Annotated in this window: 10 protein-coding genes; 6 read left to right on the top strand and 4 right to left on the bottom strand. The window is 70.3% G+C overall.

Going from position 1 to position 12,915, the window contains the following annotated elements; translation table 11 throughout:
- The first annotated feature begins 138 nt into the window (after nucleotides 1–138).
- Both GSF22_RS21765 and GSF22_RS21760 read left to right on the top strand, forming a co-directional pair.
- Nucleotides 139–477: a hypothetical protein gene (locus GSF22_RS21765; protein WP_208815586.1), complete on the top strand. Its 339-nt coding sequence runs from the start codon at nucleotides 139–141 to the stop codon at nucleotides 475–477.
- Between the two features lie 65 nt (nucleotides 478–542).
- Nucleotides 543–2,705, top strand: coding sequence for a hypothetical protein (locus GSF22_RS21760; RefSeq protein WP_208815585.1), 2,163 nt, complete (start codon nucleotides 543–545; stop codon nucleotides 2,703–2,705).
- A 35-nt stretch (nucleotides 2,706–2,740) separates the two neighbouring features.
- Here GSF22_RS21760 and GSF22_RS21755 read toward each other — a convergent pair whose 3' ends face one another.
- Both GSF22_RS21755 and GSF22_RS21750 read right to left on the bottom strand, forming a co-directional pair.
- Nucleotides 2,741–3,817 (bottom strand): helix-turn-helix domain-containing protein, encoded by a 1,077-nt coding sequence (locus GSF22_RS21755; RefSeq protein WP_208815584.1) that lies wholly within the window; start codon nucleotides 3,815–3,817, stop codon nucleotides 2,741–2,743.
- Between the two features lie 38 nt (nucleotides 3,818–3,855).
- Nucleotides 3,856–4,557, bottom strand: coding sequence for a hypothetical protein (locus tag GSF22_RS21750; RefSeq protein WP_208815583.1), 702 nt, complete (start codon nucleotides 4,555–4,557; stop codon nucleotides 3,856–3,858).
- Nucleotides 4,558–4,817: 260 nt separating this feature from the next.
- On the opposite strand from GSF22_RS21750, the gene GSF22_RS21745 reads away from it, so the two are divergent.
- From GSF22_RS21745 to GSF22_RS21730, 4 genes are all read left to right on the top strand, one after another.
- A complete protein-coding gene (locus GSF22_RS21745; protein ID WP_208815582.1) occupies nucleotides 4,818–5,672 on the top strand; it encodes a sulfotransferase family protein in 855 nt (284 codons plus the stop codon).
- Between the two features lie 311 nt (nucleotides 5,673–5,983).
- Nucleotides 5,984–6,751 (top strand): SHOCT domain-containing protein, encoded by a 768-nt coding sequence (locus tag GSF22_RS21740; RefSeq protein WP_208815581.1) that lies wholly within the window; start codon nucleotides 5,984–5,986, stop codon nucleotides 6,749–6,751.
- Between the two features lie 556 nt (nucleotides 6,752–7,307).
- Nucleotides 7,308–9,905: a rifamycin-inactivating phosphotransferase gene (gene rph / locus GSF22_RS21735; RefSeq protein WP_208815580.1), complete on the top strand. Its 2,598-nt coding sequence runs from the start codon at nucleotides 7,308–7,310 to the stop codon at nucleotides 9,903–9,905.
- Between the two features lie 404 nt (nucleotides 9,906–10,309).
- On the top strand, nucleotides 10,310–11,830 hold the full coding sequence (locus tag GSF22_RS21730) for a non-reducing end alpha-L-arabinofuranosidase family hydrolase (RefSeq protein ID WP_208815579.1): 1,521 nt from the start codon (nucleotides 10,310–10,312) through the stop codon (nucleotides 11,828–11,830).
- A gap of 58 nt (nucleotides 11,831–11,888) precedes the next feature.
- Here GSF22_RS21730 and GSF22_RS21725 read toward each other — a convergent pair whose 3' ends face one another.
- Complete coding sequence (locus GSF22_RS21725; protein ID WP_208815578.1) at nucleotides 11,889–12,239, bottom strand: P-II family nitrogen regulator; 351 nt, start codon at nucleotides 12,237–12,239, stop codon at nucleotides 11,889–11,891.
- Nucleotides 12,236–12,915: putative inorganic carbon transporter subunit DabA (locus GSF22_RS21720; protein ID WP_208815577.1), on the bottom strand; the 680-nt coding region annotated here is incomplete at its 5' end. The genes GSF22_RS21720 and GSF22_RS21725, both read right to left, overlap by 4 nt.

Below are 12,915 nucleotides of genomic sequence, written 5' to 3'. Positions count from 1 at the left end.
CGCCAGGGCTACGGATACCACTCCGCCAACGCCCTGATCACCATGGCCATGCTCCGACGCGGCGGCCTGTGCCCACCACTACCCGGACGATCATGAAACCCCTACCCACGACAACGTCAGTAGAGCCTGATAAAGAATGTGACAAAGACCTGGGTTGCGGCTGCGATGCTGGCCGGTGCGTGGGCCCTGGCGACGCCGGTGCCGGCCCAGGCGGTGACGGCCAGCATCACCGGCTCGTACGCCTTCGACTGGAGCTACGGACACAAGGTCACGTCCTGCGACAGCGCGGGCGACAGCAAGCCGGTCAGGGCCGAGTACTACATGAACAACGGCGGCCAAACCGCCGTCGAGAACTACGGCGGCAACGGGACGTGCGCGGACTCGGCGTACGAGTCGTCCCTCATCAACCGCATCGCGGCCTGCCGTGGCGAATGGTACGGCTGGAGCTGCGGCAACACCGTGCGGACCGGTTACTAGGGCCACCGAGGTGTCGGCGGTCGCTCCGGCGGCCGCCGACCCGTTGCGCAATCGATTGGACTGAGGTGTCCCTCATCGTGCGTTCCGCCGCCGTGGCGCTGACCGGTGCGGTGGCGGCGTTGGTTGGTTGGCTCGTGGTGGGCGGCTATGACATCGACGCGGCCCGGCAGGAGCGTCTGTCCCAACGGTCGCCGGTCATGGTCAGCGGCGCCGCGCCGGCCCTTGCCCGCTACGGGGAGAGTGGTGATGTCCTCGACGGACGTCAGTTCTCCGTGGTCGGCCTGGTGCCGCTGGCCGATGGCCCCCCGCCACCGGGGCTGCCCCGCTGGCCGGAACCGGGTGAGGCGTGGTTGTCTCCGGCCCTGCTGGCCGCCGACGAGACGGGGGACCTGCGAAGCCGGTACGGCAGATTCGCCGGCGCGATCGGGGCCGCCGGCCTGGCCGATCTCAACGAGTTCTTCGTTTATTACCGGCCGGTCGACCCACCTGCCACTACGGCGGAGAGTTGGCGTTCGATCTCCGCTTGGGGCCAGTCCCACCCCTTCGCCTGGGTGAGCAGCGCCCGCGACCGTCCTCCGGAGGTGTTCGCCGGGTTCGTGGTGTGCCTGGCCGGTCCACCCGCCGTTCTCCTGGCCCATGTCGCCGGGCGGACCCGGCGAAGTCGTCGCCCTCAGGAACGGACGTCAGTGGGACTCGCCCGCTCTTTGATCGAGACGCTGGTCGCCGCCACCGTGGGAGCCGCGACGGCCTGTGCGCTCGGGAGGTGGGCTCTCGAGCTCGGCGTCACGCTGCCGATCACCGGTTTCCGGCTCACGGCCGGCGATGTCGGCGGAGGGCTCGAGCGTTTCGTCGCGCTCGTCGTCGGCGCGGCTGTCGGTGTCGCCGTTGCCGCGTCGATATCTGACCTCACTGCTCACCGGCGCTCGGCCGGCCGGCCGCTCCGCGCCGACGGCCCGTCGGCTGAGAGCGCCTGGCCGCGCCGCCTGGCCACGGTCGCCGTCATCGTCGCGGTCCTGGCCGCAACGGGCATGCCGCTCGGTGGCTGGGTGCTTGGTGCCGCTGGTCTCGTCCTCCTGGTGACGGCGCCGTTCGTGGCGCGACGCGGCGCTGTCGCGTTCGGTCGGCGGCTCGGCGCGTCCGCCGGAGGCCACGAGCACCTGGCTGCCGCCGCGCGATGGCTCCGCACCGGGTCCGCGCCGGTCGCCGGCTTCGCCGCCCTGCTCGGCCTGGTTCTCGTCGGCTCCACGGTCGTCCTGTGCACTGTCACGCGTACCGGCGCTGAGGAGGCCCGGGCCCTCCACCTGCGCGCCACCGTCGGCGATCGGATCATCCAGATCACCAGCAGTGATCTGGCCGCCGGCCGAGCCCGGCTCGTTGAGCGGTTAGGTGCCGAGCGGGTGCTCGGGGTGACGACCCGCGACCGCAGGGTGGTGCTGACCGGCGCCTGCGCCGCGCTGGCGCAGCTCGGGTCCGCTGCCACCTGCCCGTCCGCGCCCACGCCGATCAATCGGATCACCAGCCGGCCCAGCGAATTCGGTCGCGCGCTCGTGACGCTGGGAATAGTCACGGCCCGCTCCGCCGAAACACCGGTGCCGGCCGGTGAGCCGGACGGCCTGCGGGCCCTGCTCGTCCTGAACCCCGACGGCGCGTCCGGCTACCGAGCGATCGCTCGAGCCGCGTTCGCGCTCGTGGCGCTGCCGGAAGTCAGCCTGCCGGGTCAGGAATGGCTCGGCGCTGTCCGGAAGTCCCACGATGATGCCGGCTGGGTGCGTCTACTGGCCATGATCGGCATCGTCATCGTTCTGGTGGCGGGTGCGCTCGACGCCGCCGTCAGCTTCACCCGGCACCGGCGCTCCGTCGATGCGGCTGCCGAGAGCCGTCGCACCACACTCGCAGTCTCGGCCTGGGCGATGCTTCCGGCCTTGGTGATCGCGTGCGGAACCGTCACCGCGGTGGCCTATGGCGCGGCGCTGGCGCTGCGGGGCCAGTACGGTTCGGGAGAGATTCCGGCGACGATGCTCAACAGCGCGCTGCCGTTGACGATCGTCGCGGCGGCGGCCGGATCCCTCCTGTGCGCGGCCATGAGCCGTCCCGCTTGCCCCTGCCCGGGTCGGTCCCCGGGCGGGAACGGGCGGATGCGGCGGCGCACGTCGTCCACCGTGGCCGGGCCCGACTCCCAGGCGGACACCCAGGCGCCCTCGGCGGGCTGCGGGAGTCCCGCCGGTTGAGGGGCCGTAGGACGCCGGCAGGGCGCCGGCTCCGGTCAGGGGCCGACTGGGGTGAGTCGTAGTTCGGGGAGGTGTTCGGTGGCGGCGTCGATCACGGTGCGGGCGAGGGTTGCCGGTAGGCCGGCCTGCGCGGCGAGGTCCTCGATGGTGGTGTGTTGTTTGTCGAGGAGGTCGACGGCCCTGCCGAGGAGGGAGGGTTGTTCGCGGGGGCCGAGGTCGCCGGGTTCGGGGTGGCCCCACTGGGCGATGAGGCTCATTCCGCGTCGGTAGGTGTGGTCCCGGTAGATGCCGAGGTCGTGTCCCCGGTACACGAGGGCTTTCAGGCTGATGCCCCAGCGGCGTTTCAGCTCGTGCAGCCGGTCGAAGTCCAGCCGGGCGGGAAGCTCGCCAGCCAGGGTCGTGCTGGGGGCGAGGAACTCGGAGGCGAAGGCGGTGGCTTCCCGTTCCAGGATCTGGCTGCCCGGCTCGGCGTCGTGGTGCAGCAGCAGGTGGCCGAGTTCGTGGGCGGCGTCCATCCGGGAGCGGGCCTTGTCGTTCTTGGCCGGGCTCAGGAAGACGAACGGCCGTTGGCCGTACCAGTGTGAGAACGCGTCAACCCGTTCGGAGGCGTCCGGCAGGGACAACACGATCACCCCGTGTGCCTCCAGCAGCCGCACCATGTGCGGCACCGGTCCGTCGTCGAGGCCCAACTCCCCGCGTGCCGCCGCCGCGACCGCGCGGATGTCCTCGGCCCCCGCCGGTTCCGGCCAGTCGAGCTGCGGCAGCCGCAGCTCCGGCAGCCGCAACTGCCGGCCCACGACCTCGACCACCCGCCAGGCGACCTCACCGAACGCCTCCGCCTGGTCCCGCTCCGCCTGGCTGGTGGCCCGCAGGCTGCGGAAGTGCGCCCGCCCCGGCGACGCCGGAGCCGGGACCCCGGCGGCGAAGAACTCCACCGGCATCGCCAACACCAACGCCAACCGCGCCAGCACCGCCGCCGACGGGCGGGCCTGCCCCAGCTCGTACTGGCTGACCGCCGCCGCCGTCACCCCGACCTGCCGGGCCAACTCGTTCTTCCGCATCCGCCGCCACCGCCGCGCCAACCCCAGCGCGTGGGGCTCGAACCCCGCCACCGCGACAGTGACCGGCACCGGCGGACGAACCGCGCCCGTCACGCCCGTCGGCCGGCGACAGCACCGAGGGTACGGCCGGCGCCGCCAGCGGGCCGCAGCGTCTCGATCGGCAGCTCGGAAACGGGCAACTCGTCGTGCCGCTGCCCCGGCATCCCGACCGGTCCGCCGACGATCGGCAGCGGCGTCCCTGCCGTAACGGCATCACCGAACCAGAGCGTCACCTCGAACCACGGCGACCCGCCCTCCCGGTTGTCGCGGGGCAACCCGAGGTACGCCGTCGCCTCACCTGTGGTGAGGTCACCGGTGTGCGCGACCCGCAGGTGCCGTTTCGGGGGCACCACACCGGCGAAGACCTCCGGGAACTGCTCGGCGTCGTCGAAGGCCAACTGCCCACGGCGGCTGTTCTCCACCGCCCCGCCGAGGCGGGCCTCGCTGCCCTCCCACCGGATCGACTCGATCCCACCCTGCAACGAGTACAGCCGCACCACGTACCCGGCGCAGATGATCTCCAGGGAGTTGTCCTGCACCCACACCCGCACCCCGTCGACCCCTTCGAAGGCCGCCTTACCCAGGTTTGTCAGGTTCCGCCACACCGTGGTGCCGAAACTCATCGCGTCGTCGCCGAGCTCCGGCTCGTGCCGGTCCGCAGCTCGCCGGTACACCTGCCGGATCAACCCGCCCAGCGGCTCCAGCACGCCCCGCTCGTCCAGCACCGCCACCGCGTCGTCCAGCAACCCCATGCCGCAGAATCTAGTCGATACCGCAGTTGATGTTGCGGAAATCAAGCAGCCGACACGCCCGGCACGCACTCGGTGCGAGCGCGGGTCCGACCCGTAGCGACGGGCAAGGGAAACAAATGGCTTGCAGAGGCGCCGGGCTGAGAGTTGGACTGCTCGCCATGCCTGCCCCCTCGCCGATCTTCGTTGCCGGTACGGGTCGTTCGGGAACGTCACGGATCGCGGACATCATCGGGGAACATCCGCTGGTCCATCGGATTCCCATGGAGACCAGGTTTCTCGTCGACCCCGGTGGCCTGCGGGACCTGGCCGACGCGCTCACCGATCGATACGATCCCACCGTCGGTGAGGACGCCCTGCACCGGCTGAGCGACTTCCTCACCGTACGAGTGCCCGGCCGGCGTGACGATCGCGGCAGGACCGTTCCCGAACTGGTCGGTGAGCGGCGCTACCGGGACGCGGTGCAACAGCTCTGGCCGCAGTTGATCGCGTACACGTTCGACGAGCCTGCGCCGCCGGAAGGCTTCGGGGACGCCGACCGGCCTGCCGGGCCGTTCGAGCCGCTGAGCCGACGGCGGGTACTTCCCCGGTATTTCCGCGACCGGGGCGAACTGCTCGGAATTCTGCGGGGCCTGATCGACACCATCTTCGGCGGAGCAGCCGCCGACGCGGGCAAGCCGACCTGGTGCGAGAAGACACCGTTCAACCTGCTGTACATGGAGTTTCTCTGGGAACTGGTCCCCGAAGCGACCATTGTGCACATCAAGCGTCATCCGGTCTCAGTGCTCGCATCCCACCTGGCCCAACCATGGGCACCGTCCACGGTCGACGGCATGCTCGCCTACCTCAAGCCGGTCTACCACCGTTGGCTCACCTGGAAGAACTCGGTCGACCTGACGGGCCGGCGCTACATCGAGGTGAAGGCAGAAGATCTCGCAGCCGACTGGCCCGGGCAGCGCCGCGCCCTGTTCGAACGGCTCGGCGTCGACGACTTCGCCACCCGTTCGACGTTCCAGTCGCACCGGTTGACGAGCCGCGACGACCAGTTCGACGACGAGACCCGCAGGTTCGTCGAGGAAGCCCTCGGCGACGTCGTCCCGGCCATGGGCTACGAGTGACGGCTCTGGCTCTTCACCTTGACGACGCCGCGTCACGCTCCGAGAACCCAGATGAACACCGCGTCGGCCGAACCGCAAGGATGATCTGAACCGTCCGGTGCCCGAGCTGACGCGCCTCAACGTGGGAGCAGGCCGGTTCCCAGGCCGTCGAGCCCGCCCGCCGGGACGTCCGGCGTCGACGGCTGGCGTAGACGGCTGGTCGCGCATGTCGAGATCACGCGTCGGTTTCCGGAAGGGGTGCTGTTCACGGGGAGTGCCGCCCTTGGTGGCGCCTGCTACCGTCGCGGCCTCGATCGTCTCTGGGAGCGTGGATGAAGACCGCCGCACGTGACATCGCGAGCCTGGTGATCGGCTTGACCGGCATCGTGCTGCTGGGCATCGGGCTGAACCAGGTGCTCGACATCGGCAGTTGCGCGTCGGGTGGCTCGTATGTGATCGCACGTCCCTGCCCGGAGGGTACGACGGCCTTGTTCTGGCTGACGATGGCCGGTGCGATCATGTGGATTCTGGGCATTGTCGTCAGCAGGCGGGTCTTCACCGAACCGGGCGCCGGGCTGGTCCTGTGGACGGCCGGCTTCGCCGGAGGGGGCGCCGCGCTGCTGGTCAAGGTGCTCACCCAGCCCTCGATGCCACCGGACGCGAGGCTCGGCGCGTCCATTGTGGCCGGGGTGTTCATCCCGATGGGTCTGGTCGTCGGGGTCGTCGGGGTCGTACAACTCGTCCGGCAGCGGGGTGGACGCGGCAACGGGTCACGGCGAACGAAGGGCGGTGCCGGGACCGGCGACCGGCACCGTCGGGGCGTTCCGACGGGTGCCGCAGGCGATGCCTGGACGCGGCTGAAGGCCCTGAACGATCTGCGGAGCATCGGTGCGCTCACCCGCGGGGAGTTCGACGTACTCAAAGCCGACCTGGCCGGCTCCGGGGCGGACGGCCCGGGACGGAGGTCGGCGACCGACCGGGTCGCCCTGATCCGACAGTTGGCTGACCGGCGGGCCTCCGGAGCACTGAGTACGGCGGAGTTCGAGGCCAGGAAGCGCAGCGTCATGCGCGGTGAGCGGGTCGACGTACCCGAGCAGTGACGTCGGCGCCACCGATGCGGATCTGCCGTCGACGGTCTGCTGCGCCGGGTCGGTGATCGGGCGCGCGGCAACCTGGCAGGGGTCACGCAACGGGGGGGAAGCGCCCGTCACCCGGGAAGCGCGTACGCGGGTCGCTACGAAAGCTCGACAGCGCCGGTGCCGGGCTGGTGGATCCGGTGCATACCAGAGTGGCGGACCAGCGCGGGTTTCGGTTTCCAGGCTCCGACCCACCATCGAATCAGCAGCCTTTTCACGATCCGCTCATCGCGTTTTTCCCGAGCGCACAAAAAAGGCAAGGAGAACATCCTCCCTGCCACTTTTAACATATAGCACACCGGGGGGCTTGCGGCAAGGCCCGGGGCGTCCCGCAGAATCGTCGGCCTGACCGGGTACCGGCGAAAAAATGGGAGCGCGACGTGCACATGTTGTTGTCGAAGTGCGGGGGACGCGCTGCCGTGGGAATGTGCCCCACCGGAGAATCGGCAACGGCCGACAGATCGGCGATTCGACGGGGCGGTGCTGCGGTACGGTGCACGGCCGCCTCGGAGGTGGCACGATGATCGGGCGGTACACGGTGGGCCTGCACGAGATCGACGGGACGCAGAGCGCGATCGTCGGCGGCAAGGGCGCGCGTCTCGGGGCGCTGTCGCGGATCGACGGTGTCCGCGTACCGGCGGGCTTCTGCGTGACGACGGACGCGTTCCAGCGGATCGTGGCGGAGGCACCGTCGATCGACGATCGGCTCGATGAACTTTCGCGCCTGACCGCGACCGACCGGGAGGCGGTCCGGACGCTCAGCGCGGAGATCCGCCGGGTTGTCGAAGCCGTCGCCATTCCTGACGATCTCGCGGCGGCGATCACCCGCGCTCTCGCCCGGCTCGACGAGCAGGCTGCCTACGCTGTCCGGTCCAGCGCGACGGCGGAGGACCTGCCGACGGCCTCCTTCGCGGGCCAGCAGGACACGTACCTGAACGTCGTCGGCCCGGCCGCGATCCTTGCGCACGTCAGTCGGTGCTGGGCCGCACTGTTCACCGAGCGGGCCGTGACCTACCGGCAGCGGCACGGGATCGACCATCGCCGGGTCCGGATGGCCGTGGTCGTGCAGCGGATGGTCTTCCCGGATGCGGCCGGCGTCCTCTTCACGGCCGACCCGGTCACCGGTGACCGGAAGGTCGTCTCCGTGGACGCCGGTTTCGGCCTCGGCGAGGCCCTGGTCTCCGGCCTGGTGAACCCGGACGTGTTCAAGGTACGTGACGGCGGGATCGTCGCCCGCATGGTCGGCACCAAGCAGCTGGCCGTGCACGCCCTGCCGTCGGGTGGGACGCGGGTACGGGCGGTCGAGCCGGCGCGGCAGGCGCAGCCGGCGCTGACCGATGCGCAGCTCGTACGGCTCGCGCGGCTCGGTCGGCGGATCGAGGCGCATTTCGGCTGCCCCCAGGACATCGAATGGTGCCTGGTCGACGACGACTTCCAGATCGTCCAGAGCCGGCCGATCACGACGCTGTTCCCCGTTCCGGTCGCCGACGACCAGCAGAACCACGTCTACGTCTCGGTCGGTCACCAGCAGATGATGACCGACGCGATGAAGCCCCTGGGGCTGTCGATGTGGCGGCTGACGGCCATGGCGCCGATGCACGAGGCCGGTGGGCGGCTGTTCGTCGACGTCACCCGGCGGCTGGCCTCGCCGGCCACCCGCGCCGGCCTCCTGGAGCTGCTGGGCAGGTCCGATCCGCTGCTCAGGGACGCGCTGGAGACCATCGTCGAGCGGGGCGATTTCGTCCCGTCGGTCCCGGACGACGGTCCCGGCGGGCCGCCGGCCGGCGGCGCACCCGCCCCGATCGAGACCGATCCGGCCGTCGTCACGACCCTGGTCGACCGTACCCGGGCATCCGTCGTCGCGCTGCGCCGTGAGATCCGGACGAAGCAGGGGCCGGCGCTGTTCGATTTCCTGTTGGAGGCTTTCGAGGAGCACCGGCGGATCCTCTCCGATCCCCTGAGCGTGCAGGTGATCATGGCGGGGATGGAGGCCACCTGGTGGCTCAACGACAGGCTGCGGGAGTGGCTGGGCGAGAAGAACGCGGCCGACACGCTCACGCTGTCCGCCCCCGGCAACGTCACGTCGGAGATGGGGCTGGCGCTCCTCGACGTCGCCGACGTGATCCGTCCGCACCGGGAGGTGGTGGCGTTCCTGCACGACGTCAGGGACGGGAACTTTCTGGACGAGTTGCCGAAGTTCGCCGGCGGGGCCGAGGCGCGCGACGCCATCGAGGCGTACCTGGACCGGTACGGCATGCGCTGCGTCGGCGAGATCGACATCACCCGGCCGCGGTGGCGGGAGCGCCCCGACACCCTCGTGCCCGTGATCCTGGACAACGTCCGGAATTTCGCGCCGGGCGCTGCGAGGCGGCGCTTCGAGCAGGGACGACAGAAGGCGGAGCGGAAGGCGCAGGAGGTGCTGATGCGCCTGCGGGCCCTACCGGACGGGGAGCAGAAGGCCACCGAGGCCCGGCGGATGATCGACCGGGTCCGGACCTTCATCGGGTACCGGGAGTACCCGAAGTACGACATCGTGAGCCGCTACTTCGTCTACAAGCAGGCCCTGTTGACAGAGGCCGACCGCCTGGTGCGGGACCGTGTGCTCGCCGATCGGGAGGACGCCTTCTTCCTCACGTTCCAGGAGTTCCACGACGTCGTGCGCACGAACCGGGTGGACGACCGGCTCATCCGGCAGCGCCGGGAGGCGTTCCGGTCGTACCAGGCGCTCACGCCGCCCCGGGTGCTCACGTCGGACGGCGAGGTCGTCACCGGGTCGTACCGCCGTGACGACGTGCCGGCCGGTGCCCTGCTCGGTCTGCCGGTCTCCGCCGGGACCGTCGAGGGCCGGGCCCGGGTCGTCCTGGACCTGGCAGAGGCCGATCTTGCGCCGGGCGACATCCTGGTCACGGCGTACACCGACCCCAGTTGGACGCCGCTGTTCGTCGCTGTCACGGGTCTGGTGACGGAGGTGGGCGGCCTGATGACCCATGGCGCGGTCATCGCCCGGGAGTACGGCCTGCCGGCCGTCGTGGGCGTGGAGCGGGCGACCCGGCTGATCCGGGACGGGCAGCGGATCCGCGTCCACGGCACCGACGGGTACGTCGAGATCCTGGACTGAGCGACCACCGTCGGGAATGCCGGTCCCCGCCGCAGGGGTGGTGGTGACCGGCACCGACGGTGCGCCCCCGATCGGGCCGGCTCGGCCGGGTCCCACACAGGGACGTTTGTTAGCGCCAACACAACGCGCCTCCTGGGCTCCGGCCCCGCGCCGTCGGCCAACAGAGCCGGAACGTTACGACTTGACGAACGCCATGTTATCGCTCACAGTCGATGGTCGAGGACATCGACGCTCTGGCTTACCGGGCGAGCCTGCTTCGTCGGACCTTGGATCGGGCGCGCTCTCGGGGCACAGGGGCGACGCGTGAGCGCTGACATTCTCTCGGCATCTGCGCCCGGTCAAAGCGTCGCGGTAGGCCCGTCTCCCGGGTGGACCGCTCGGCTCTTGGTCATTGGAGGAGGATCATGTCTGCCTTTGGTAGGTCTCCATCGGTCACGCCGCCGTCCCGGCGGCGTGGGTGGGTGCGGCGGGTCGTCGCCGCCGGCGTGACGGCGGTACTGGCCGGTGGGGTCGCCGCAGCGGTGCTGTCGACACCCGCCGCCGCGGCGACGGTCGACACGAGCGCGTGGTACGTCCTGCTCAACCGCAACAGCGGTAAGGCTCTGGACGTGTACAACCTGGCGACGAACGACGGGGCGCGGATCACCCAGTGGACCCGCAACAACGGCAACCAGCAGCAGTGGCAGTTCGTCGACTCCGGTGGCGGCTACTACCGGATCAAGTCGCGGCACTCCGGCAAGGTGCTGGACGTCTACAACTGGTCGACGGCCAACGGCGCGGCGATCAACCAGTGGACCGACCACAACGGCGCCAACCAGCAGTTCCGGCTGGCCGACTCGGCCGGTGGCTACGTGCGGTTCATCAACCGCAACAGCAACAAGGTCCTGGAGGTGCAGGGCGCCTCCACCGCCGACGGAGCGAACATCGTGCAGTACGACGACTGGAACGGCAACAACCAGCAGTGGCAGCTCGTCCGCGTCGACGGCGGGGGAAACCCCACCACACCGCCGCCCGGCACGTGCACCCTTCCGTCGACGTACCGCTGGTCCTCGACGGGCTCGCTGGCGAACCCGAAGCCGGGATGGGTCTCGCTGAAGGACTTCACCCACGCCCCCTACAACGGCCGGCAGCTCGTCTACGCCACCACGCACGACACGGGTACGTCGTGGGGATCGATGAACTTCGGCCTCTTCACGAACTGGTCCGAGATGGCCTCGGCCAGCCAGAACACGATGCCGTTCAGTGCCGTCGCGCCCACGCTCTTCTACTTCGCCCCGAAGAACATCTGGGTGCTCGCCTACCAGTGGGGTGGGACCGCCTTCTCCTACCGGACGTCGACCGACCCCACCAACGTGAACAGCTGGTCGTCGCAGCAGGCGCTCTTCACGGGCAGCATCGCCAACTCCCCCACCGGCCCCATCGACCAGGCGCTCATCGGTGACGACACGAACATGTACCTGTTCTTCGCCGGGGACAACGGCAGGATCTACCGGGCCAGCATGCCCATCGGGAACTTCCCGGGCAACTTCGGCACGTCGTCCACGGTGATCATGAGCGACACCACCAACAACCTGTTCGAAGCGGTTCAGGTCTACAAGCTCCAGGGCCAGAACCAGTACCTCATGCTCGTCGAGGCGATCGGCGCGCAGGGCCGCTACTTCCGCTCGTTCACGTCCAGCAGTCTGGGCGGTACGTGGACGCCGCAGGCGGCAACCGAGAGCAACCCGTTCGCCGGCAAGGCCAACAGCGGTGCCACCTGGACCAACGACATCAGTCACGGCGAGCTGATCCGCAGCAACGCCGACCAGACCATGACCGTCGACCCCTGCAACCTCCAGTTGCTCTACCAGGGACGGTCCCCCAACTCCGGCGGCGACTACGGCCTGCTGCCGTACCGGCCGGGTCTGTTGACGCTGCAACGCTGACCGCGACGACGCGGGACGGGGTGCGGGCCGCCACGGGTGGCGGCCCGCACCCCCACGGTCAACGGTGCGCGCGGGGCGGCTGACCGGCGTCGAAGTACTCGGGCCGGCTGACCCAGGCGTCGCTGACGAACATGACACCCGGACGGTCGCCGAGGATGTCACGGAGACCGGCGACCACCGGGGCGGCCCGGTCGTACGGCAGGACGGCGATGACCATGACCAGTCCGGCCCGGTCGTTGAAGAGCAGTCGACCCTCGTGGGAGCCGTGGTGGCCGAAGCCGGAGACGCCGCTGAGGCTCGTCCAGCCACTCACCTCGGAGGTGTGCAGCAGGGTACGGACGGCGTCCGCGTCGTCGGCGCGGGTGACCACCTCGACTTTGATCATCCGGGTCAGTCCGAGTTCGTTCATGTCGTGGGCTCCTTGTCGGTGGTACGGGGGACCGGTCGGACGGGCGCCGGCACGGGGATCCGTACCCGGTCGGCCCGGTCCGGACGGGCATCGGTGCTCAGGGGTGCGGCGACGACGGTCCGCCAGCCTCCGCCCGGGTCGGGTTCCGACCATCCACCGGTACGGGGGTCGAGGACCGTCAGGGCCATCCAGCCGCCCTCGACCAGTTGGCGTAGCGCGGGATTGCGGTGCAGCACGGCGTCCACCAAGTGCTGCGGTGCACACACCACCGCGAGCAGTCGCAGCGGCTCGTGCACCAGTCGTCCGCCGTCGCTGACGGACTGCCAGGGCAGCCCGGTGCGCAGGTCACCGCCCGAGCCGGACAGTACGCCCAGGCCGTCACCGAGGACGGTGTGCACCGTCTTGGTGCCGGCGCTCAGGCGGTCCGGGTAGACGGTCGAGAAGTAGTACTGGAGGTTGATCCAGGCGGCGACCACCAGCGGCCCGGTCATGATCGTTTCCAGGACGGCGGCGTCCGGGTCGCCGGTCCAGTCGTAGGAGTGCAGGAAGGTACGGCCCGCCAGGTCGAGACCGAGGGTGAGGTCACGTGGCGCGGCGATGAAGGCGGCGTTGCCGGCGAGGGCCCACTCCGGCCGGACCTGCGCCCAGTCGGCGGCCCGGGCGGGCAGCCGGGCGG

Origin of the sequence: Micromonospora echinofusca (assembly GCF_017614955.1) — a bacterium.
Taxonomy (GTDB): Bacteria; Actinomycetota; Actinomycetes; order Mycobacteriales; family Micromonosporaceae; genus Micromonospora; species Micromonospora echinofusca_A.
The sequence above is the reverse complement of the archived record's forward strand: the minus strand, read 5'-3'. Positions and strand labels throughout refer to the sequence as shown.